Source organism: Nostoc sp. (assembly GCF_036917655.1).
Taxonomy (GTDB): Bacteria; Cyanobacteriota; Cyanobacteriia; order Cyanobacteriales; family Nostocaceae; genus Nostoc.
In genome coordinates, this window is sequence record NZ_JBALCY010000011.1 from 24735 (window position 1) to 47055 (window position 22321).

General features: G+C 40.7%; 21 protein-coding genes and 1 pseudogene. 7 read left to right on the top strand and 15 right to left on the bottom strand.

Annotation, left to right across the window (positions count from 1 at the left end):
- Window positions 1–17: 17 nt before the first annotated feature.
- The 9 genes and pseudogenes from V7K30_RS06530 to V7K30_RS06570 all read right to left on the bottom strand — a co-directional run bounded on the left by V7K30_RS06530 (window position 18) and on the right by V7K30_RS06570 (window position 11481).
- Complete coding sequence (locus V7K30_RS06530; RefSeq protein WP_334865582.1) at window positions 18–200, bottom strand: hypothetical protein; 183 nt, start codon at window positions 198–200, stop codon at window positions 18–20.
- 7 nt (window positions 201–207) lie between these two features.
- Window positions 208–4791 (bottom strand): glycosyltransferase, encoded by a 4584-nt coding sequence (locus V7K30_RS06535; protein ID WP_334998283.1) that lies wholly within the window; start codon window positions 4789–4791, stop codon window positions 208–210.
- A 120-nt stretch (window positions 4792–4911) separates the two neighbouring features.
- On the bottom strand, window positions 4912–5340 hold the full coding sequence (locus V7K30_RS06540) for a sugar 3,4-ketoisomerase (protein ID WP_334998285.1): 429 nt from the start codon (window positions 5338–5340) through the stop codon (window positions 4912–4914).
- 137 nt (window positions 5341–5477) lie between these two features.
- Window positions 5478–6686 carry an acyltransferase family protein gene (locus V7K30_RS06545; protein ID WP_334998287.1) on the bottom strand — a complete coding sequence of 403 codons (1209 nt, stop codon included), beginning with the start codon at window positions 6684–6686 and terminating at the stop codon, window positions 5478–5480.
- A gap of 7 nt (window positions 6687–6693) precedes the next feature.
- Complete coding sequence (locus tag V7K30_RS06550; RefSeq protein WP_334865589.1) at window positions 6694–7416, bottom strand: N-acetyltransferase; 723 nt, start codon at window positions 7414–7416, stop codon at window positions 6694–6696.
- 14 nt (window positions 7417–7430) lie between these two features.
- Entirely contained in the window at window positions 7431–8789 is a 1359-nt protein-coding gene (locus V7K30_RS06555) for an ABC transporter ATP-binding protein (protein WP_334998289.1), read from the bottom strand.
- A gap of 62 nt (window positions 8790–8851) precedes the next feature.
- Entirely contained in the window at window positions 8852–9697 is an 846-nt protein-coding gene (locus tag V7K30_RS06560; protein ID WP_334866023.1) for an ABC transporter permease, read from the bottom strand.
- 237 nt (window positions 9698–9934) lie between these two features.
- A pseudogene (locus tag V7K30_RS06565) lies at window positions 9935–10671 on the bottom strand (Uma2 family endonuclease).
- Between the two features lie 18 nt (window positions 10672–10689).
- On the bottom strand, window positions 10690–11481 hold the full coding sequence (locus V7K30_RS06570) for a Uma2 family endonuclease (RefSeq protein ID WP_334998291.1): 792 nt from the start codon (window positions 11479–11481) through the stop codon (window positions 10690–10692).
- 157 nt (window positions 11482–11638) lie between these two features.
- Here V7K30_RS06570 and petP point away from each other — a divergent pair, with 157 nt between their 5' ends.
- The 4 genes from petP (at window position 11639) to V7K30_RS06590 (ending at window position 14588) form a co-directional block, all read left to right on the top strand.
- Window positions 11639–11827 carry a cytochrome b6f subunit PetP gene (petP, locus tag V7K30_RS06575; RefSeq protein ID WP_334998293.1) on the top strand — a complete coding sequence of 63 codons (189 nt, stop codon included), beginning with the start codon at window positions 11639–11641 and terminating at the stop codon, window positions 11825–11827.
- Window positions 11828–11947: 120 nt separating this feature from the next.
- Complete coding sequence (locus tag V7K30_RS06580) at window positions 11948–13048, top strand: Get3/ArsA fold putative tail anchor-mediating ATPase NosAFP (protein WP_334998295.1); 1101 nt, start codon at window positions 11948–11950, stop codon at window positions 13046–13048.
- A 129-nt stretch (window positions 13049–13177) separates the two neighbouring features.
- A complete protein-coding gene (gene chlG / locus V7K30_RS06585; RefSeq protein WP_334998297.1) occupies window positions 13178–14224 on the top strand; it encodes a chlorophyll synthase ChlG in 1047 nt (348 codons plus the stop codon).
- Between the two features lie 76 nt (window positions 14225–14300).
- Entirely contained in the window at window positions 14301–14588 is a 288-nt protein-coding gene (locus V7K30_RS06590; RefSeq protein WP_334998299.1) for a hypothetical protein, read from the top strand.
- Window positions 14589–14670: 82 nt separating this feature from the next.
- On the opposite strand, the gene V7K30_RS06595 is transcribed toward V7K30_RS06590, so the two are convergent.
- The 6 genes from V7K30_RS06595 to V7K30_RS06620 form a co-directional block, all read right to left on the bottom strand.
- A complete protein-coding gene (locus tag V7K30_RS06595) occupies window positions 14671–15627 on the bottom strand; it encodes an MDR/zinc-dependent alcohol dehydrogenase-like family protein (protein WP_334998301.1) in 957 nt (318 codons plus the stop codon).
- A 514-nt stretch (window positions 15628–16141) separates the two neighbouring features.
- Window positions 16142–16714 (bottom strand): hypothetical protein, encoded by a 573-nt coding sequence (locus tag V7K30_RS06600; RefSeq protein ID WP_334998303.1) that lies wholly within the window; start codon window positions 16712–16714, stop codon window positions 16142–16144.
- A gap of 215 nt (window positions 16715–16929) precedes the next feature.
- Window positions 16930–17736: an inositol monophosphatase family protein gene (locus V7K30_RS06605; RefSeq protein ID WP_334998305.1), complete on the bottom strand. Its 807-nt coding sequence runs from the start codon at window positions 17734–17736 to the stop codon at window positions 16930–16932.
- Between the two features lie 70 nt (window positions 17737–17806).
- The gene (locus V7K30_RS06610) at window positions 17807–19231 is read right to left on the bottom strand and encodes a BCD family MFS transporter (RefSeq protein WP_334998307.1); all 1425 of its coding nucleotides are present in this window, start codon (window positions 19229–19231) and stop codon (window positions 17807–17809) included.
- 434 nt (window positions 19232–19665) lie between these two features.
- Entirely contained in the window at window positions 19666–19938 is a 273-nt protein-coding gene (locus V7K30_RS06615; protein ID WP_334998309.1) for a hypothetical protein, read from the bottom strand.
- A 109-nt stretch (window positions 19939–20047) separates the two neighbouring features.
- On the bottom strand, window positions 20048–20173 hold the full coding sequence (locus V7K30_RS06620; RefSeq protein WP_334998311.1) for a hypothetical protein: 126 nt from the start codon (window positions 20171–20173) through the stop codon (window positions 20048–20050).
- 52 nt (window positions 20174–20225) lie between these two features.
- On the opposite strand from V7K30_RS06620, the gene V7K30_RS06625 reads away from it, so the two are divergent.
- The 3 genes from V7K30_RS06625 to V7K30_RS06635 all read left to right on the top strand — a co-directional run bounded on the left by V7K30_RS06625 (window position 20226) and on the right by V7K30_RS06635 (window position 22310).
- Window positions 20226–21236: a hypothetical protein gene (locus V7K30_RS06625; RefSeq protein ID WP_334998313.1), complete on the top strand. Its 1011-nt coding sequence runs from the start codon at window positions 20226–20228 to the stop codon at window positions 21234–21236.
- Window positions 21237–21267: 31 nt separating this feature from the next.
- The gene (locus V7K30_RS06630; RefSeq protein WP_334998315.1) at window positions 21268–22092 is read left to right on the top strand and encodes a hypothetical protein; all 825 of its coding nucleotides are present in this window, start codon (window positions 21268–21270) and stop codon (window positions 22090–22092) included.
- Window positions 22093–22160: 68 nt separating this feature from the next.
- Entirely contained in the window at window positions 22161–22310 is a 150-nt protein-coding gene (locus V7K30_RS06635) for a hypothetical protein (protein ID WP_334998317.1), read from the top strand.
- The last annotated feature ends 11 nt before the right edge of the window (window positions 22311–22321 follow it).

Genomic DNA, 22321 nt, shown 5'->3' on the forward strand with positions numbered 1-22321 from the left:
ATAATTGCTCATAAATTTTACTTTTGAGCAGCTTCTACATCTGGACGATGACTACCATAAAATAGAGATGCATAAGGCTTTTGATTAAGATACAAGCTTAACTGTACATCTTGAGGTTTTTGAGGTATATACCAACCAGAAAATCTAGTTAAATAGCTTAGTTTTCCCTGATTTTGGGTATCCAGATTAAACAATGGCATAGAAAATTTACTTTTTAGTTGGAGAACATGAACTAAAATATGCTTCCCGAAAAATATGGGCATAACTCTGCACCATATCCTCAAAGTTATTTAAACAGCCTAATACATGACGAGAATTATCTGCAAAGCGCGATCGCATCTTTTCATCTTGTAATAAACGTAAAATGGCTTCAGCTAACTGTTCTAAGTTACCAGGGTCATAAAAAATAGCATTATTTCCTGGTTGTACCTGCTCTTTCACTCCAAATACAGGTGTGGTGATAATCGGTAGTCCATAAGCCATTGCTTCTAAAATGACTCGTGGAAAGCTTTCAATCCGAGAGGTCAGGATAAAAATATCTGCGGCTTGGTAATATTGGGCAATATCAGGTGTTTCTGGTACGATGCTCACTTTTCGCCTGATCGCCTCTGGTAGTTGGGTGACAAGATTTTTCAACTCAGTACTGTAACTACTGGGGCGATCGCCTACAATAAAAACTCTGACTTTACCGTGCCATTCCTGAGGGAGTTGTGCTAACGCTAATGCTAGATCGTGTTGTCCCTTGCGTTCACAAACAGTTCCGAGCAAGAGTAAGATAACTTCATCTTCACTAACATTCAGCAATTTTCTGGCTTTGTCCTTTGTCCAAGTTTTGCTTTTTTCCTCTAGCCTTTCTAAATTTAGACCATTGTGAATAACAGTAAAATTGTGATGGCTATTCAAAGCTAAGTATCTTTGTTTGGTGGCATCAGCTACAAAAACTACCCGGTAAGGAAAGCGAAAGCATTCTAAAGCACGAGCCGCAATTTCCTGCCCAAAATTATTGAAGTAAGTTTGCCAAGGTTCACTTTCTCGCACATTCCAAATTGAGGGGATGCCTAAATTTTTGGCCGCGGCGATCGCGTAAAAAGTCTGTAATGTATTACCATAAATTATCTCTACTTTCAGTTCTTCAATGAATACTGCTAATACAGAGATTGCTTGGTTATAATCATTATTTGTGACTACATCCTGAAGTGGATGTTCTTTCACGTATACAGGAATTCCTTGGCTCTCATAATCTGTCTTCAAAGGGCCATCTTGAGGCGAATAAATTATGGGATCGATCGCACCCATTTCTTTAAGTTTGACAGTTACTTCATACTGACTGTAAGGGGCACCTTCCCAATTCAAATTATGAGTAAATACGAGAGTCTTAATTGGCTTTACTGAGCCAAGTACAACTCTGCGGGGCTGGATTTTGAACTGCTCGTCATTTAAAGACAAGTGAGGGCTATACCAAGGATCAATTTTGTCATTGTATTTACGTTTGAAGGCAGCTGGTTCTCTGGGATCATCCCTAAAACCTCTAGACGCGCCTTCTTTATGAAGCAGTTCGGCAGTAGGGCAATAGACCGAACGGTATCCCTTTTCTAGTAACCTATAACAATAGTCCACATCGTTATAAGCGACCGCAAACTGCTTCTCATCAAACCCGCCTAATTCCAAAAACAACTGGCGAGAAGTGAGCAGACACGCAGCCGTAACAGCCGAATAATTCCGGTTAACTTTTGCATATGAAAGATAACCAGAATCCCAGCTAGGCACATTTTTAAAAGCTGGCCCTGCCAAGCCGTGATATAAACCATGAATGATCCCAGCATGTTGAATGGTTTGATTGGGATAAAGCAAGCGAGCGCCTACAGCTCCTACCCCTTGAAATAAAGCCAAGCCCATCATTTGACTTAGCCAATGGGGAGATATCACCTCAGTATCATTATTCAAAAATAGCAGATAATCGCTATCTACTTGCTCGGCCGCACGGTTATTAATAGCAGCAAAATTAAACCCAGCACCGCCATTTCCAATCTGCAAAACTTGATGAGGAATTTGGTCTAGATAAGCCAGTGTTTTCGGATCGTCGCTTTCATTATCAATCACTACAATTTGATAATTCTTGTATGTCGTCTTTTTCAAAGAATTTAAACATGCTTGCAGTAAAGTCAACTGATTTTTTGTCGGAATAATAATTGTTACGCTTGGTCCTCGATCGGGAAATTGGTATTCAAATATTCCACACCCTGCTTTTGCAGCCCAATCTGGATGATAGACAGTTCCCGAAATGCCTCGACGTTCTAGTGCTTCTTGCAGAGCTTTTTGTCCAGATGTAAAGCTAGCTGGTTTGGCAGAACCCGATGTTGCTGTTGAGCCTGGAACTGCTCGCCAGTGATACAACACTAAGGGCAGATGCCCAACGTGATGAGAAATTTCCGTAGCTCTCAAGGCAAAATCGTAGTCTTGCGACCCTTCAAACCCAACCCGTAATCCCCTAATTTCCTGGAAAATACTGCGTTTAACTACGCATAAATGACTGAGGTACATGTAGGACAATAGCAACTCTGGCGACCAATCCGGTTTAAATTGTGGGGCAAAGCGACAACCGTTAGTATTTATCTTGTCGTCATCTGAGTAAAGAAAGTCGGTTTCTGGATGCTCTACTAAATATAAAGCCACTTCCCCAAGAGCATCAGAGGTTAGCTCGTCATCATGATCCAAAAACACTAAATAATCAGCATCAGCTAAACTAGCAGCGCTGTTGGTTGCAGCGCTAATGTTGCCGTTTTCTTCTCGAAAAACCACGCGGATACGTTCATCACTGGCAGCCCATCGCTTTAAAGTTAAACGTACTCCTGGATCGGTGCTGCGATCGTCAGCAATACAAAGTTCCCAGTTTTCATAAACCTGATTAATGACGCTGGCAATAGCTGATTCCAGAAATGGAATTTGGGGATTGAAAACAGGCATCACCACCGAAATCTTCGGGAGGCTGGTTTTGGCTGCCTTTAAACGATAAGTTAGATGATCGATCGATCGCTCATTTAACTCATTCATTTCTAACCACGCCTCATAAACATCAAGGGGTTGAGGAATCAGAAAACCAGGAGGAAGTGTTGTTAAATCTGTATCTAAATTTTTTTGTTGTCTGTAAAGGTTGATCGCCCGCCTTGCTAATAAAGGTAACTCTCCCAAAGTGGGGAAGTGGCCGAGTCGTTCGCGTCTTTCTATTATTCGCTTAACGATCAACTTGGCAAATTTGATTAATTTCTGAAATCTAAGTTTCCAATTTTGCAAAAACTTAAAGCGGTAAACAACCAACACCTCAGATGCAGGAAAGGTTACTATCTCACCTGACTCTAAGTAAGCATTTAAAGCAATTTTCCAGCTTCCAGGCGGCACATCAATGTTGACAATAAATCCACTATTGATGCTGTTAGGCGATTCTGGATAAGTTTGTCCTACGTCTTTACGAGGATAACCGTAGGTACAATCTCCGACAATTTTACCACAGGATAGTGTTAATTTAGTAACCTTGAACTTTGGATGGAAGCACCACCCAGAAAAACAAATATTACTGTTTTCTTGCTTCCATTCTACAGGACTATCGAATGCAGCCTTGATAAATAAACCTAATTTTTTCATCTGCAACTGCTCGAATTCTGCCTGAGTTTGCTCCAATTCCGATTGCGATCGCTCCAGTTCTGCCTGAGTTTGTTGCAATTCCGATTGCGATCGCTCGAATTCTGCCTGAGTTTGTTGCAATTCCGATTGCAAATTATCCAGTTCCGCCTGAATTTGTTGTATCTTTCTACTGTTTGATATATCGAGAGAATTTGTCATTTTATACAGATCCGGTAAGGTAAAACTGTACTCATTCTTCGCTATCGATAAGATATTTTTATTTTGGAAAAGACAAGAGAGCTTTTCATATCCAATACTTTGGATTAAAGACAAACTATGACTTAAGTATAAAAATGCTTTTTCTAATTCATACTCTGCACCTTCTTGGAAATTACTTTTTCTTATATTCTTTTCAAAAGCTTTTTTGAATAATTCAATATTAACGTCATCAAAAATATTTCGATATATTTGATATTGTTCAAATAGAGAACGAACCGAGTTATTTGGGTGACTTAAGTTATCTTCATTTTGGCGGATTCGGTACTTGACTAACTTATCTTCCATGATGAAGATATCATATTTTTTAACCAGTTTTATCCACATATCAAAATCTTGTAGCTGAATGGATGCCAAGTTGAATAAACCAGCTTCCAATAACATCTTTTTTTCTAAAAAAGCGGTAACAGCACATAAATAGTTACCTTGCATGAAGAAGTAGTTGAGAATTTCTGCACTAGTTTTGTTGCTATTATTAAAATAATTTCTAGCGAAATGCTTTCCTGTGACTGGATGACTGTCATCATCTATGAAATCAACAGAAGAAAAAATTACTTGATTAATCTTTGTATATAAATATTGATATTGTTTTTCTAACCGTTGTGGATAACAGACGTCATCCCCAGACATTAAAGCAATATACTTGCCTCTAGCTGCTATAATACCTTGATTTAGACCAGTACTCGTACCTTGATTTTCTTGATTAATATAAACAATCCGACTATCTTGAAAACTTCTAATAACTTCATCATTTCTATCGGTGGAGCCATCATTGACAACAATCAACTCAAAATCCGTAAAAGTCTGCTCTAGAACACTTTGAATAGCCTCAGCAATATATTTTTCATGGTTATAAGTAGTCATAACGACACTTATTAAAGGCGAATTTAGTCCCATTTATAAATCCTCATCCTAGAGTTGTTATTAATGCTTGAATGAATTGATGTTTTAGATAACGAATTTTAATTGGGTAAATCTTAATCTTCTTTTTTAAGTTCGAGATAACAAGTTTTGAAATCAAGAAATAGCAGTTTCATTAGTCTCCACTCGTACATTTGCTATAAATTCCTGGTAATCTCTGTAATAGTCAGCTTCGTCATAAAAAGTAGAAGCTAAAACCATACAGACAGAACCAGAGGAAAAGTTGTCAATTTCTCTCCAGATCATAGGACAGATGTAGAGTCCATAATAGGAGCGATTCAGGTGGTAGCGTTTTTGCTCATAACCATCATCTAAAATTACATCAAAGCTTCCAGACATAGCAATAATCAATTGCTGTAACTCTTTATGGGCATGTCCGCCTCGTTCAGCACCTCCAGGAACATCATATAAGTAGTAAACTCGCTGAATCTCAAATGGAATGTGCCTTTTACTTTCAATGAAAGTTAAGTTTCCTCGTGGGTCGGTGATTTTAGGAAAATCAATAATTTTACAGTTAACAATCATAAATAGTTTTTCTGATTAAAAAATAAGTCGTAATAATTTTATCCAAGAATTTTAAATATTTTATCAATTTCAACTAAATATAATTTACTAATTTATACTACCTTTTGCCCTATAGATATTGACTAATATTTGATAATTTAAATCTTTTGGTATGTCTTCCACCTACTAGATGCAATTTCTATTATAAAGTATGTAATAGATGCTAACAAAGTTGATAAAATGAGAGTAGCAATTAACCTTCTATAAAATGCCTCAATAGGGATTTCTGATGTAAATATAGTACTAATTTTTGTGACAATTGGTAGATGCCATATATATACACCATATGATAGATTTCCAAACAACTCCATAACTCTTAATGGATTTCTTAAGATAGCGCTAAATGATAAAGTTTCATTTTTTATTGAAGGTTGATAAATGTCAAATTCAAATACAAATATGAAAAAAGATGTGATTAATGCAGTTATTGGTTGCCAAATAAAAAAGCTTGTAAATGTCCTTATACCTTTGCCAGCACGCTCTGGTAAATTCCATAGCTCTTGATGATACAAGTGATGAGCAGTCAATATATAAAGAGTAATGAGCAATATAACAGCGAAATATTTCATATATGATTGAGGTACTTTCATTTTTTTATGATGAAAAAGTAATCCATTCACTATAAAACCACACAAGAACAAATCCATATTTGTCACTAATGGAGTATAGGAATATTGAATTACGTATTTGATTTCCTCACTAATTTGATGACGTAAACTAATCCAAAATATAAGCTTGACAACAAAAGTAAAAAAAATGATGAGAATAGCTGTAATGAAAATCTGTTTTCTACTAACTAAACGATGTAACAGAAGAATGTATAAGAAGGGAACAAGTATGTAGAACTGTACTTCTGTTGACAAAGACCACATCGCTCCATTCCATGTTGGTGGCAATGACTGATTATATGTGAACGTAATTATTCTAAACAAATATCCCCAGTTTTCTATTTTAAGAATATCGGTATAAACGAATAGAGCCAAAATCAATACAGCAAAATAATAGAGAGGACAGATTCTCAACAATCGGTTACGCCAAAAATTGATAACTCCTGGTACATCGGCAGTATAACGTTCAGTGTAAAAAGCTTTACCCATTAAATATCCTGACAGAGAAAAGAAAATCCAGACGCCTACACCTCCTGGACTAAATGTTAGCCAACTCAGGTCATAACCTTTATAAAAAATCGCATTTCTAGGAGGGCTACAGTGAGGAATTACTACTATTAAACATGCAAAACCACGCAGAGCAAGTAGTGCATCTAAATGATTAGAATTATTAATATCTGTTCGGATAGTTGGAAGCATTACTTAATCAACTAATAGTTTTAATTACTCTTGCCGGATTACCTGCAACCATCTTCCCAGGAGGAACATCCTTGTTGACTACTGATGCCGCAGCAATAATAGAATCTTCTCCAAGGTATACTCCAGGAAGAATATTAGCTCCTGCACCAATAGCTACTTTGTTACTAATTTTTGGCCCTTGAATACGTTCTTCATCATATCCAAGTTTACCAATAGCATTGTCATTAGTTGTAGCAACTAGCACGCTAATAAATACATCATCACCAATTTCACAATTACCCGTAATGTGGGTTAGATCCATAATTTTTGTCCGGTTGCCAATCTTGGTATTATAGTTAATAGTCACCCCTCGGCTCAGAATACAAAATTCACCAATTTTTACTTTTTCTCTAATCGAAGCATTATCACCAATTAAAGTATTTTTACCAATCTCAACATCATAATAAATTACACAGTTAGGCCCGATAGAACAATTATCATGTATGAATAACTCTTTTCTAAACTCCTGCTTTCTTGCGGTTGCACCCGCTCCTTTTGGCTCTTTTCCCAGATAAGCTCCTGGAAATATTTCTACTCCATTGCCAATGACAACACCTGATTCAATAGTTACATGAGGATGAATAATTACATTATTTCCTAATCTGACATCCGCAGCAATAACTACAAAATCTTTGATTTCTGTATTATTCCCAATTAAACTGGTTTCTACTACAGCAGTTTTACTAATCATATTTATGAAAAAGTTTATTCGCTAACTTTCGTGAAATCGATTTTGACAGGCGCATAAGCCCTTGACCAAAATCGGTGCATTGGATTCATCGGAGCATTAACTTTAAATACTACACAGTTGTCTACTATATCTAGATAAATATGTTGCTCATTAGGCATGACTGGTAATTCTACTCCAAAAACTATTGTGTAAATTCCCTCATTCAAAATATTGAGTGTTTTCGTCTCAATAATATATACTTCTCCTGGTTGTACAGCAGGCATATCAAGATTTTCAGTAGTAGTTGTACTACCAATAATCTCAATTCCCTTTAAGTCTTTAATTAAATATCCAGCACAAAAAGTGGAAAATTCTTTTTCAAATAAAATAGAAGCTTGAATATAAAAATCTTCTTTGTAGTCTAACTGCTCTGTTACTTGGTGTTGACTATTCAAGATTTTTATATCTAATAACTTGGCTCCGCCATCTCCATAACGGTAAGTACCATCACCAAAATTGACTTCTCGATCAGTTTTGACTAAAATTTCAAAATCTGAGGTTATTTTTAATTGATTATTTCGCTGCTGGTATAAATTATTAGAAAGAGTTTCTACATTTGTTACTGTTTCTAATAATTGTTTTTTTAATTCTTGATTAGTAGTCTTACGAATATTATTTAAATAATTGTCTACTACTAGTGAAGCTTTCCCAATATTTATTAGTTGACCGTGTTCTATAAAAGCGCATCGCTGACAAAGACTCTTGACCGAACCTATATCATGACTAACAAAAAGTACTGTAACTCCCGAATCCATCATTTGACGCATCCGCGCCATGCACTTTGCCTGAAAGAACATATCTCCTACAGCCAAAGCTTCATCCACAATTAAAATATCAGGGTAAACATGAATTGCTGATGCAAAAGCCAGCCGTACATACATCCCACTGGAATATGTCTTAACCGACTGATCGATAAAATCTCCAATATCAGCAAAAGCAGCAATCTGATCGAAGCGCTCATCCACCTCTTGTCTAGAAAGGCCCATGATTGCGCCATTCATATAGACGTTTTCTCTACCTGTAAATTCTGGGTTAAAGCCAGCACCCAACTCTAGCAAAGCTGCAACTCTGCCATTAACTTGCAGTTCTCCACTCGTTGGGGTCAAAGTTCCGCAAATCAGTTGCAGGAGTGTGGATTTACCCGCACCATTGCGTCCGATAATGCCCATAGTCTCACCTTTAATCACCTCAAAAGAGACATCCCGTACTGCCCAAAACTCTTGAGCATAAGTTTTTGCTGGTAAGAGCAGCTCTTTTAGCCGATCAACCGGATGAGTATATCGCTTGTAGCACTTCGAGACATTTTTTAGGGAAATTACAATTTTTTCTCCCATGCTTTTGCTGTCAATCCTCAAAATTCTGACACCACAATTAAAAAGCAATTAATTTGCCATATTTACAATACATCAGCAAAGGCGGGACGCAAACGTTTGTACATGGAAAATCCACAATAAAATACGATCGCTGCGATCGCAGTAGCAACTCCCCACTCATACCAATGTTTAACCTCCCCAAGTAAAATTAAGTCGCGATAAACTTCAGCTATAGCCGTCATAGGATTTAACCAAAATACCCATCCCCGCCATTTTTCGGGAATTGCTGACGCTGGATAAACAATTGGTGTCAGATATAACCAAAGATTTAAAATCACTGTTAAAGTCTGCGGTATATCTCGCAAAAATACCGTTAGCCCTGCTGCTAAATAACCCAATCCTGCTGTTAGTAATAACTGTGTTAGCCATACCAAGGGTAATAGCGCCAAAGTAGGATGTAAAGTATGAGAACTTACCGCTACAAAAAAAATCAACGCCATTAAACCAAAGGAACTCTCAATAAACGTTGATAAAACTGGCACAATTGGTAACAAAGCTAGGGGAAATACAATCTTCTTGACTAAGTTTGGCTGTACTATAACTGAACTAGCAGACTGCATCAAACCCCCTGTAAAAGCAATCCAGGGAAGCAAACCCGCAAACAACCATAAACCAAAGATGAAGTTATTTTCTGGTAAACCTTTGAGAGTTAACTTTACCTTTAGTACAATCGAAAACACATAAGTGTAAATCAATAATTGTGATAGCTGATTTAGTAAAGGCCACAAATTGCCCAAAACAGAACCCTTATACCGCGCCTCTAAATCCCGACGCACCAAAGTTCTGAGTAAGTCAAACTTTACCCACAACCGTTCATTTATCGGCAGAATGCGCCTAAGCTTCCCTGCCTTATGTACAAATACTTGCATTTTCTGTAACAATTTATCCTTCCTCCTTCCCTATCTACACACCTAATTCCTCTCCAGAAAGCTTCATAGCTATCAAAGTACGCTTGTATTCTTTGGAAAATATATCGGTACTAGAAAATAATACCTAAATTGTCTTGGTGATTGTACAATAAATCGGCTATTCCCAAGTGTTTTTTGACTACAAATATAATTTTTGTCGATAATGCTGCTTTATTTGTCAAGGGAGCAAGTTTTTGCTTAACTCAAGCTATCTGGGTCGACTCCCTGCGATCGCAAATATTCTGCCAATCGCTCTGCCCGTTGACGTTCTTGTTCTGCTTGTTCTCTTCGCGTCGGCACCCAACCTGCTGCATTATACCAACGTAACCACAAACCCGTTGTCTGCTGATAAGTGCCTTGCCAAAGACCCAATCCTAGTTCTAACTCCTCCAACCAGAAGCGGTTCTCTGGTAAAGATATTGCCTCGTAGCGAGTGCCCATGAGTTTAAAGAGCACGCAAATGATTTTTATAGCGATCGTAGACAACGTAGTAGGGAACTCGCAAAATGCGTTCATATACTTCCCACTTTGTTGGGGGTCGGTTTACTTCCCGCAGTGTTTTTCCTAAGTCTTCTTGTTCTGTACCTGGTGAAAGTAATTCAACTACTAAAAATGGATCAATCCCCTCTTGCCAAATGACGTAACTTAAGCGTAGGTCTTGCTGTTGGCTAGCACTAGGTACTCCTAAAATCATGTACCAATCAGGACGCTTGTACCACAAAGGATGGCGGGGGTCGTAATAAAGATTTAAGTCACTAGCAAGTAAAGTTTCCTCAGATGGATTAAGTGAGAGGCTGAAAAGTCTCACTGAGCAAATCCGCCTGAATGCGGTGAAATTCATCTGGCAAACCTGATTCCCCGACTAATTCACTAGGTAAATCATACATCGTAGGCATTGTTTCTTGTGGCGGACGGGGTGGATCTGTTTGATGCATGACTACTACCTTTGTTACTTAACTCAAGCTATCTGGATTAACTCCCAACGATCGCAAATGTTCCGCCAACCGTTGCGATCGCAGCCGTTCTTGTTCCAACTGCAATTCTGCCTCAGATGCCTGTTGCTGTGCTTCTGATGCTTGTTGCTGCGCTTCTAATGCTTGTTGCTGTGCCTCTGATGCTTGTCGCTGGGCTTCTGATGCCTGTTGCTGTGCCGCAATAGCAGCTTCCTCTGGTGTTGGAACTAAATCACCATCGGGTGTAAAGTAGCGTAATTTACCTCCTTCTACGCCTAAATACAGCCTAAGCACATCGCTCCAACACCATCCCCGCGCATTTGGTGTAATTTCCTGATACTTGTTGCCTACCAATTCAAAACCCGCAAATTCCAAATTCTCCGGCGAAAACCAAAAATATTCTGGTGTGTGAAATCGATTTTCATAGAGATTTTTCTTTAAATTCCGGTCAATATCAGCCGTACTTTCAGAAAGTAATTCAATAATCAAATCTGGATAACGACCGTCTTCTTCCCAGACTACCCAGGAATTGCGCGATCGCTTTTCGGTGTCTTTGACCAAAAAAAAGTCTGGGCCTCGAAAATCTCGATTTCGCAACTGCTGACGGCTAAAATAAATTGTTAGATTCGCACCTATAAAGAAATCATTACAGTCACGCCACAGCCACTCCAGACAAGTTACTAGCAGCAGTAGCTGCATATAGTGCAATGAAGTTTCCATCTCCGGCTCATCACTTAACAACCGAGTTGCATCGGGCATCTGCTGTTCTAGCTGTTGCGCTGTGACAAACATTGGGTATGTACCTGTTTGATTGTTGATTTAATTTTAAGCTGTTAGGTCAACAGTTTGGAATTTTCTCCCTCATCTCTCTCATCTCCCCTGAATTTGTGAGAGCAGAGTCACGGATTCCGGTACACTGAGACGAAGGTTTATTGCATTGTAATCAGGCATGGAAATCGGACAAAAGGTTAAAGTCTTTCGTTTGCGCGATCGCGTTTCTCCCCCCGTTGTGAAAAAACTCGGACAAGTGGGTATCATCCAAGGCTACAAAGTCATTGATGCTGGGATCGGTGTAGTGGTGTTGTTTGACGACAATTTTTCCACTTGGTTTTTTGAAGATGAAATCAAACCTGTGTAGTAGTAAAGAACTCAGATCCGGGTTTTTCTGGGAATCTGAAGTTGAAAGCACAGGCTGATAGTCTTTGTTGAGTGCTAAGTTGGAGTTGAAAAGCTCGGCGGTGAAAATAGGAATCAAGTCATGGCTCTAATATTGACATTTTTGGGCAAAGGCGGCACCGCTCGTACCAAAATTGCGATCGCCGCCGCCAAATTATTGGCAAATCAAGGCAAGCGTGTACTCCTAGCAGGACAAGCAGAACCAACATTGCAAATCTTGCTGGGTACTCCCATTGCTGCCGATCCCCAGGAAATCGCTCCCAATCTGCAAGCAGTCCAGTTTAAAACATCTGTACTACTAGAACGCAACTGGGACGAAGTGAAGAAACTTGAGGCGCAATATCTCCGCACGCCCATCTTCAAAGACGTTTTTGGTCAAGAACTGGTAGCATTACCAGGTATGGACAGCGCCCTAGCCCTGAATGCTATCCGCGAATATGATGCCAGTGGCAAATATGACGCGATCGTCTACGATGGCACGGGTGACTCTTTAACGTTGCGAATGTTGGGTTTGCCAGAATCTCTCAGTTGGTATGTCCGGCGATTTCGGCAATTGTTTGTCAACTCCGATTTGGGGAAGACGATTACTGAATCGCCTTTGATTCAACCGCTGATTAGCAGTTTTTTCAATGTCAACTGGACAGCAGATAACTTTGCAGGGCCCACTAACCAAGTCAATAGTTTCTTAGAAAAGGGGAGATCCGCTCTTGCTGACCCCAAACGTCTCGCTGCTTTCTTAGTGACCACAGGAGATCCAATTGAAGTAGCAAATGCTCGTTATTTGTGGGGTAGTGCTCAACAAATTGGTTTAACTGTCGGTGGTGTTCTGCTTGTGTCTACGGAGGCGAATGTCAATCTGTCAGAGGAATTTATACCCTTACATGTGAGCGTTGTTCCCGACTTGCCAACAGGTGAGTGGCAACCACTAATAGACGCCCTACCCAACTTTGAACTACAAGCGTTACAGGCTCCCAAACCAATTGAAATAAACATCCCCAATCGTCAAGTACGCTTATTCTTGCCAGGATTTGACAAAAAGCAGGTCAAACTCACCCAATATGGGCCAGAAGTCACGGTGGAAGCAGGAGATCAGCGGCGCAATATTCCCTTACCCCCGGCTCTAAGCGGCAGACCTGTTGCTGGAGCAAAGTTTCAGAATAATTATTTGATAATTTCCTTTTAAGTTAGTTAGGAACAAAGTTAGGAGTTAAGAGTGAGGAGTTAGGAATAAAAATAATAATTTCTAATTTCTAACTCCTAACTAATAATTCATAACTCCTAACTTCTAACTTCTAACTCATTAATAAACCTTATGTCAGAATCAACTCCCATTACCCCAGACCCCAACCCAACTGAGGTTATAGACTCAGTAGCAAATAATCTTAATGAGCAAGCAATCGCATCTGCCGATCGCAGTGCGAAAACTAGGCAGCTGCTGGGGATGAAAGGTGCAGCGCCTGGGGAAACTTCAATTTGGAAAATTCGTTTGCAGCTAATGAAGCCCATCACCTGGATTCCCCTAATTTGGGGCGTAGTCTGTGGTGCGGCTTCTTCTGGTAACTATACCTGGACACTGGAAAATGTCTTGAAGGTAGCAACCTGTATGCTGCTGGCTGGGCCATTGATGACAGGTTACACCCAAATCCTCAATGATTACTACGATCGCGAAATCGATGCGATCAATGAACCCTATCGCCCGATTCCCTCTGGGGCAATTCCCCTACCCCAGGTAATTATTCAGATTTGGGTATTACTGATTGCTGGCATTAGTTTGGCATTTGTGCTAGATGTGTGGGTTGGTGATGAATTCCCCACAATTACAGCGATCGCAATCATCGGTTCTTTCATCGCTTATATTTATTCTGCACCTCCCCTGAAACTCAAGCAAAACGGCTGGCTAGGTAGCTACGCCTTGGGTGCAAGCTATATCACCCTACCTTGGTCTACAGGACACGCTTTGTTTGGTGATCTCAATTCCACAATTGTGATTTTGACAATGTTCTACAGCTTGGCTGGATTGGGTATTGCCATTGTCAATGATTTTAAGAGTGTGGAAGGCGATCGCCAGCTAGGATTACAATCACTACCCGTAATGTTTGGCATCACCACTGCGGCATGGATTTGTGTAGTGACGATTGATGTATTTCAAGGATTGATTGCAGCTTATCTCGTCAGCATCCACGAGAATTTGTACGCAGCAATACTATTACTGTTAATCATCCCGCAAATCACCTTGCAGGATATGTATTTCCTGCGCGACCCCGTGAAGAATGATGTTAAGTACCAAGCCAGTGCCCAACCGTTCCTTGTTCTGGGAATGCTGGTAACAGGTTTAGCGCTGGGTCATGCTGGCGTTTAACTTATACTTCTATAGTAAGAAGTTAGGAGTTAGGAGTTAATATACTTCTAACTCCTAATTTGTATCAAGAAATGCCGTGTTTAAACTGATATCTTTTCTCATTCATGGGATTCAACCTTTTTTAATCCCGATTTGCTTTGTCGGTGCTTGGAGTGTAAGTATTCTTGTTGTTTTGAGTATTTGCGCGGCGGCGCGAGATAGTGTGACTACAGCCAAGCAAATGCATCAAATCCCCTGTACTGGTTGCCAATTTTTTACCGACAATTACCGTCTTAAATGTACCGTACGCCCATCTATTGCCAATACAGAACAAGCGATCAATTGTTCTGACTATCAACCGAAGACGAATCCTTATCTGTATTAGGGATTAGGGATTGGGGATTGGGGATTGGGGATTGGGGATTGGGGATTGGGGATTGGGAAAGAGTTTCTCCAATGTTCAATAACTATTTACTAATATCCAGCAAGATTTTTAAAACACCCCTACTTTGAGCGTGTTCAAAAGCTGCAAGCCCTTCAATTAGGGGATAGGTGGCATGAATCAGGGGTTGTACATCAACTTGTCCTGTAGCTAGCAACTGGATGGCTGGAGGAAAGGGGCCGCAACGGGAGCCGATGAGGGTGATTTCATCCACTACTAAAGAAGAAGCATCCAGGCTGAGGTTGCCAGCATAAGTACTTTTAAGCACTAGTGTGCCACGGGGACGTAGGGCGCGACGGGCGATCGCAAATCCTTCTGGATTGCCAGTACATTCTACTGAGATATCAAAATATCCATCTGTAACAGCGTCGGCCAGACTCGTTTTTATTCCCCGTGCCTCTAAGTTAGCCAGTTTATCTCGATGACGCCCCACAGCTAAGAGTTCACAGCCAGTTAGGGCTAGTGTCTGAGCTACCAACTGCCCTAGTTTGCCATCTCCAACCACTAGCACCCGGTCATTTGGACGCAATGGCACTTGCTGCTGAATTTCCAAAGCTGCTGCTAAAGGTTCAGTAAATGTTGCTACTTCCGTTGGCACATTATCAGGTACAGGATGCAGGTTCTCTATCGGTAAACAGAGATATTCCCCAAAAGCTCCATTCCGATTGACAATACCTAGAACTGTGCGATTTTCGCAGTGAGTTGGTTGTCCGCTGCGACAAAACCGACAATGCCCACACACAGCGTTGATTTCTCCAACTACGCGTTGGTTAACTAAGTGTTCTGGCCCTTGTTCGACGACGCCGACAAATTCGTGACCTAAAATACCAGTATAGGGATAGTAGCCTCTAAGTAGTTCCAAGTCAGTGTTACAGATACCCGCACGCAAGACGCGTACCAAGGCTTCTCCCGGTGGTGGTTCAGGAATGGGAATATCTGTGCGTAATTGCAACTGGTTGTTTTCGAGCCAAAGTCCTTTCATTTTTCTTCACGTCCTTTGCCTAATATTTTGTCATCGCATTTTCAAAAATAATTTTTGCAACATAATGAATCGGCTGTAGGGGCGTATATCTGTACATATGTGTCAACTTAACATTAAAAGGGCGGTTATAAACCGCGTCTACACGAGGCTTTACCCGTCTGTGCGGGTTACAAAACCTTAATTTTTTCTTAATCCGCAGAGGCGGACTTTATTTGTATAGCCAAGCCAGTGCGGTCTTCTCCCAAAGGGAGAGGCTAGCGCCTTCTCTACGAGAGGCTTTGCCAACGCGGAGCGTCTCGTAGAGAAGGGCGTTTCCACGCCACTTGACGACAGTTGCTTCTCCCAAGGGGAGACGCTACGCGAACAAGTCGGGAAACCGGCTGTTAGCGTCTGCCTCCTTTATGCCTCTTAACCCGTCCACCGCAGTGGCTCCCCATGAGCAACTGGCGTGCGAATTCCATTCGTCTTTGGCTCTAAGTTGATACTAATGATATCTGTACGCCCCTACCCACGCCTATGTATTTGTAGTAGATATTTCTTTAATTTTGGTTACATCAATTCTGCTTAACCAAGTAACCAAGTCATCTGAGTCAAGTGCTATCTCGCTTCCTAAAGTTTTGATATAAAGAAGTCCGTCGCTAATAATTAAATCTCTAATTGGATACCATGAATCTCGTGTCCTAATCAGAAGTTCCAACGGAATCCCTGGTCGCAAAGTATACTTGCGATGTCTCCACCAAGCTCGCCATAGAAGTACACATTTAGTACAGTGCATCTCATAGCCTTTGGGAACTTCGCAGTATTGATACTGATAGAAACCCCGACTATCTACTTCTCCTTTAAGGAGATAACTAGATTCTGCTAATGCCTGATTTATCAATTCCCACTGAGATGATTTTGGATAAATCAAGAATTCAGATAGGGTGTTAGACACTTGAGCGGTGGCAATCACACCTTCGGCTTTTGCTGTCAGTTGGTTAGTTTTATAGACTGTTTGCGCTGTCAAAGCAGGATTTGACAACAAAATTTCTTTTTTCTGGATAGAGTTTTGCACAAACTCTCGAATTAAATCTAGATTAGACAACATAAAAATTATTTATACTAAATTAATCAGTGTAATGGAAGCTACAACACTACTTAAATTAGTAACTACACTGGTCTTGCACTTAAATCAGGATTATCACCAGCTTTATTTATACTCAATTCTTTGTTTGACTAGGCTTTTGTTAAGTTTAATATCGATATGCCCCCGTCTACTAGGCTAGTGACAAAATCACTGTTTCCAGGCAGCAGAGCGGCAAATTAAATTTTTACGCCTTCCAAAAAAGGTTGAAATACCGGAACTAATTCGGGACGACTAACCACAAGGGTGGGAAAAGAGCGATCGCTATAATCTTCTCCCGGTGACAATGGAAACGGCTCTGACTTGAGCGATAACCAGACACCTCCAGCAGCCTGGACAATTACCCAAGCCCCGGCTAAATCCCAAACTTTTGGTGTCGCCTCAATACCACCTAGAGTAGCCCCAGTAGCAACTGTCAAAAAGTTATAGCTAGCCACACCCAACATCCGAATTTTGCAGGGAAAGCCGTTTTGGATAACTGCGGTGCTGCGCGAACAGAGGTTGAAAAAGTGATTATTGCTGGGACTATCTATACTGGTGTGGATGGGGTGGAGGTTGAGAAATGCTCCTATTGGCGGTGTTAACCCAGATGAACCTGCCCAGAAACCATGAAAAGCTTGATTCAAGGTTGGTGCGTAAACATAACCGAAAATGGGTGTACCTTGATACAGTAAACCCAGAGAAATTGTCCAGATGGGAATGCCGCGTGTAAAGTTGGTTGTACCATCCAGAGGGTCAATTACCCAGCACCACTCCGTACCGGGAAATGACTGATCGCTCTCTTCGCTCAAAATGCCGTAACCAGAGAAATTAGAAACTATCGCATCCCGAATTTCCTGATCTGCCCATTTATCTGCTTGCGTCACCAGACTACCATCAGCTTTTTGGTCAGCCTGTACCTGCCCAAAATCTTGCATTAGCTGCTTACCCACTCTGGTAGTGGTAGTTTGGGCAAAATCAAGAATTGTTGTCCAAAAATCATTCATTGGTTAATTCTCGCGCAAAGACTCCCCTGAGCCAAGATTAGGTAGATTCGGGTTGGGTTAAGTTTCTAGTTTAATCCAAATCGCTTTCTAAAACCGAAGCGATCGCAAGCTTTGTACTTGTTTGAAATTCTGTGACGTTCACCCGATTCAGAAACCAAATCGACACAATCATCCCTACAGCTTCTAGGGCAAATACTAGTCCATAAGCTAAAACTAAATTGGGTAGTAGCTTGCGACCTATATCCAATAAACTACCACCTAAAACCACCGCCACTCCTCTAGAGACAGACTGCGCTAATCCCCATGCCCCAATAAACGTACCTGCGGCTTCTGCTGCTGTGAGATCCAACATTAAACTAACTGCTGCTGTAGTTAAGACACCAGTTGCTAAACCGAACAAAATTAAACTTAGCTTCAAGAAAGCTGGATTAGCTGTGAAGCCTGAGATGCCAATTAATACTGTACAAAATGCCACTAATATGCATCCTAGTCTTGCAGTTCTTTGCTTACCTAAACGCGGCACAATGAAAAAGCCACTCACACCGTAAGCAATCAGTACACCTGTTCCATAAAAAACGTTCAGTTTAGTACTTTCAGCCAAAGGCATTTTAAATACCTGACCTGCGTAGGGTTCCAAAACTGGGTCTTGCATAAACAAGCAGAGAGTCATCACCAGTAAAAAGGTGAAAAATAAACCCGTTTGCGGACTAGCCGTCAAAATTTCCCAAGCTTTGCCCAGAGTAATGCTATCTTCTCGGTTCACCAGTGCGGAACGGCTTAAGTATTGGGAGTATTTTTTTTCCACGCCCAATGTTGCGGCGATCGCTAACCCAAATACAATTGCTGGGACAATAATAAATAATCTGTTGACGGAAGCCTGTAAAGTTACTGTGGTTGAATCTGGTGTTAGCAACTTGGAACTGATAATCGCCCCGACAATAATCCCCACCATTAGCATTGACCAAACCACACCGACTACTTTGGAACGGTTATCTTCTTCAGATATATCCACTAACAAAGCAGCAAAGGCAGTACTACTAGCACAAATTCCTAGACCATATATAGCGAAAACTAAAGCCAAAAGTGCTGTCCAGCCCATTGTTTGGGTTGTCCATGCCCAACCACCTGCACTACTTGCAGCAACATTGATCTGCCACATCACTTGTACAGCTAAAAAGGCTGCGATCGCAAATATTGCCGCACCCACCCAAACATAAGCTGTGCGGTGGTATCCCCATAACGGCTTGGCATCGGAAATCTGTCCGAACCAGACACGGGAAGGAGCAACAAATAAGGGCAGTGCTAGAACTACTGATACCAGCGTCGCCGGAATTGCTATTTCTTGAATCATGACTCTGTTGAGTACGCCCAGAGTCAAAATAGACATCATGCTCAACCCCATTTGAAATAAACCCAGGCGGAACATGGTTAGCAGGTTTACCCTTGGCACAGATAAGGTTTTGGTTTTGGTATCAAATACTTCACCGCTTGCCATAGCTACTTTTTCGTATGGTTTATGGAATATAGTCTCTCTTTTATTAACAATAAACCGTTAGATAAAACTTAAATCCCATATTCCAAAAAAACCAGTTAGTTGGGGGTATCAATTTTTGGGTTTGGTGTTAGAGATGCTGGTGACTTCGCTGTAGTTGAGATTTGGTAGCAGGCATTGGTGTCAATTTAACGCGAAATGGGCGGTTAGAAACCGCGTCTATACAAACAAAACCCACCTCCGTGGGTTCCAGACAAGGGGATTTTGCCTCTTGTTTCCTTAGTCTGCGGAGGCGGACGAGAGTTTGTGTAAGGGCGGCAAAGTTAAGAACCCTTCAAACCCTGTATTAATAGCACATTCGATTTCTACACCTGAACGTTCTAGGGGAAGAATAATTACACTCATTCTTGCCTGAAGTCCAACAACAGTCCCGTGTATCAGTGTGCCGTCCTGAGCAATGTACCACCAACTGCATAAACGGCATCAAAACCAATTCTTTCTCCCCAAAGTGCTGCATCGGTTTGCTTGGATCGTAATCGAAGACTCGTTTCGACTAAATCATCACCGATTTCGTAATCTCCTGTTTCAACATTAATCGAGATAATTTTGCCAATGTTCTCTTCCGTCTCAACTTTGGCACGGATACTCCTTTCATAGAGTTTCTTTCCACGTCGGGCGACTTCTTGGCTACTGAGCGTAGGGTGGGACATAAATAAATCCCTTATTTAAGCTGCTAGATTCTTCACTTCATTGTAGAGCAGAAGCTATAGAGGTTAGAGAGCTTTGTTTTGGTATCAAATACTTCACAGCTTGCCATAGCTAATTTTTTGTATGGCGGTGATGCGATCGCGCCAAAATGTCACAGATTAAGATGCTCATAACTTCATCAGAGGCGATCGCATCTGATACCAAAATGGGAACTATAAGAAAAGAAGCTAATACCATGCTTTGGTATTAAGTAGAGAAACGTAATACATCACAATATATTTGTTTATCCATGTCTAACGAACAAGAGCATAATTCCGCTTTTAACGCTGCTGCCAACATTAACGTTCACCATGCCCAATTACAGGATTTATCCTTAAGTGCAGCCCGTAGATTATATAAAGGTGGGATTCGATCTGGTGATCCGATCAGAACCAGAGTGCAAGCCCAAGAAATGTTAGATAAAATCCCTCCATCTCAAAGAGCAGGGATTGATGGCAAATCTACTGATGTTAATACCCAACAATATCTATCAGATAAGCACGCTAGTCATATCAAACCGCATAGCAAAGGCGGCTCAAATGATCCCAAAAATATCAAGTGGGAAAACGCCAAAGATAATTTAGCTCGTGGCGATAAACCCATGACTTCGCAGGAGCAAATAAGATTAGATGCAAAATGGCATTTTGACAACTTAACAGGTGCAGTCAAAGTAGGTGTTAAAGCCGCGCCCCTTGGAGCAGCTATTGGTGTAGCGACAGCAGCACCATTTTCATTACTAACCAACGCGCTGCGGGTAGTTCGGGGTGAAATTTCTGCACAAGAAGCCGCTATAGAAACATTGAAAGATACCGTCAAAGGCGGCGTAATTGGGGGTGTGACAGCGTTTGTAACCACAACACTAGCAGCAGCTTGTCCACCAATTGCGATCGCTTTAACCGCAGCCGTACCAGTTTTAGCTGTTGTTGGAACTGCGGGTATGGTTTACGAGTTTTTCAAAATCCTCGATGACCATAAACAAACGGTGAAAATCTATTATGAATCTTTAACTCAACAAGAATTAGAAAGATTACAAGCAATTGAAAATGAACTGATTTATGAACACCAAAAAAATCTAGAGTTTTTGGCTGAAGCAGAAGCAATTAATCAAGAAATTACAAATCGTCCAATTGCACCGGGAATAGAAGCGGCTATGCAACGGTTACGTGAATCAGTAGCTATTGCTAAATCTCTAGGATTAACATCAGCAGATAGTAAATTGCTTTCTAGTTCTCAACGTCCTCATCTGATCACAGAACAATAGGAATTAAATTTTAGAGGATTACATAGTTTTTATGCTTCCTTTTATTTTCGGCGCTCTTGGATTAGCTGTTGGGGCTGTTGTTGCTGCTTTTACCACTCACGCTGTTGGGGAAAGTGATAGACAAGCAGCCAAGCATCATAGGACGGTTGCAAATGAACTAGCTGATAAATATACAAATTTGGAGCAAAAATACTATGAACTAGCTGATGAAACGGAAAGACAGATTCTCAATTTAACTCACCAGCACGCTTTAGATGAAGTAGAAAAAGACTGTTTGCGTTTAGCAGTTAGATTACAGCATAGTCTGATTGATCTGATGTGGGATATTGATAGAGATCCAACAGAAGCTGCTTTGAAGGAATTTGTCAACGCAGTAGAATTTACAAATAATTTTCTCTGCGAAATAAATGAAAAGTTAATTTGTGTACCCAGTGACTATTATGCACGCAATCTTATTGCCTCTGCTCAAAGCGAAATCATTTTGAATAGTTCAGAAGATTTTTCCAATCCATCAAATAGAAACAATGAAGAATCGACGAAAAAAGCATTGTCAAGAGAAAACAAATTTATTGAAGGAGGGAGGAGCCAGGAGGCAGAAGAAGCAATTCACTTATGGGATTCGACCCCTCCTGAATTGAAGCCACTGAACGAAAATTCAGTGGGGGTTTTAAACCCAAGACCCGTCGGGTCGCAGCACGAGACAGAGGGCAGTATTCCTCCTGCCCTCTGCCCTCTGCCTCCTGCCTTCCTCGATAAGAAGGAAATTCCAATGAACAATAGGTACATTTTTTTAAACAATTTCAAAGGCTTGTATTATTTTTTCAAAGTTAGCTCCACATCTGAACTTTTAAAATGATATCCTGCCCACGGCTGAATCAGGGTTTGAGGTATAAAACCTGCTCAACTTTTGTCCGAAGTATGGCAATGAAATTATATTCTGAAAATATGCCGAATACTTACTATCGCCAAATCCTTAATGCTCAATGCCCTATTCGTAGTCTTGCCCATGACGATCGCACTATAAAAGTCAAAAAGCTTGAACAAAGACTGATCGCAACATTGAGCAGCAACTAGCTAAAAAATAG

Coding starts and splice junctions, on each gene's coding strand:
- petP (WP_334998293.1), top strand. CDS start 11,639: ATGGAAATCGGACAAAAGGTTAAAGTCTTTCGTTTGCGCGATCGCGTT.
- V7K30_RS06530 (WP_334865582.1), bottom strand. CDS start 200: ATGCCATTGTTTAATCTGGATACCCAAAATCAGGGAAAACTAAGCTAT.
- V7K30_RS06570 (WP_334998291.1), bottom strand. CDS start 11,481: ATGTTTGTCACAGCGCAACAGCTAGAACAGCAGATGCCCGATGCAACT.
- V7K30_RS06610 (WP_334998307.1), bottom strand. CDS start 19,231: ATGGCAAGCGGTGAAGTATTTGATACCAAAACCAAAACCTTATCTGTG.
- V7K30_RS06630 (WP_334998315.1), top strand. CDS start 21,268: ATGCTTCCTTTTATTTTCGGCGCTCTTGGATTAGCTGTTGGGGCTGTT.
- V7K30_RS06550 (WP_334865589.1), bottom strand. CDS start 7,416: ATGATTAGTAAAACTGCTGTAGTAGAAACCAGTTTAATTGGGAATAAT.
- V7K30_RS06635 (WP_334998317.1), top strand. CDS start 22,161: ATGAAATTATATTCTGAAAATATGCCGAATACTTACTATCGCCAAATC.
- V7K30_RS06540 (WP_334998285.1), bottom strand. CDS start 5,340: ATGATTGTTAACTGTAAAATTATTGATTTTCCTAAAATCACCGACCCA.
- V7K30_RS06620 (WP_334998311.1), bottom strand. CDS start 20,173: ATGGTATTAGCTTCTTTTCTTATAGTTCCCATTTTGGTATCAGATGCG.
- V7K30_RS06615 (WP_334998309.1), bottom strand. CDS start 19,938: ATGTCCCACCCTACGCTCAGTAGCCAAGAAGTCGCCCGACGTGGAAAG.
- V7K30_RS06625 (WP_334998313.1), top strand. CDS start 20,226: ATGTCTAACGAACAAGAGCATAATTCCGCTTTTAACGCTGCTGCCAAC.
- V7K30_RS06605 (WP_334998305.1), bottom strand. CDS start 17,736: ATGAATGATTTTTGGACAACAATTCTTGATTTTGCCCAAACTACCACT.
- V7K30_RS06545 (WP_334998287.1), bottom strand. CDS start 6,686: ATGCTTCCAACTATCCGAACAGATATTAATAATTCTAATCATTTAGAT.
- chlG (WP_334998297.1), top strand. CDS start 13,178: ATGTCAGAATCAACTCCCATTACCCCAGACCCCAACCCAACTGAGGTT.
- V7K30_RS06535 (WP_334998283.1), bottom strand. CDS start 4,791: ATGGGACTAAATTCGCCTTTAATAAGTGTCGTTATGACTACTTATAAC.
- V7K30_RS06555 (WP_334998289.1), bottom strand. CDS start 8,789: ATGGGAGAAAAAATTGTAATTTCCCTAAAAAATGTCTCGAAGTGCTAC.
- V7K30_RS06595 (WP_334998301.1), bottom strand. CDS start 15,627: ATGAAAGGACTTTGGCTCGAAAACAACCAGTTGCAATTACGCACAGAT.
- V7K30_RS06600 (WP_334998303.1), bottom strand. CDS start 16,714: ATGTTGTCTAATCTAGATTTAATTCGAGAGTTTGTGCAAAACTCTATC.
- V7K30_RS06580 (WP_334998295.1), top strand. CDS start 11,948: ATGGCTCTAATATTGACATTTTTGGGCAAAGGCGGCACCGCTCGTACC.
- V7K30_RS06560 (WP_334866023.1), bottom strand. CDS start 9,697: ATGCAAGTATTTGTACATAAGGCAGGGAAGCTTAGGCGCATTCTGCCG.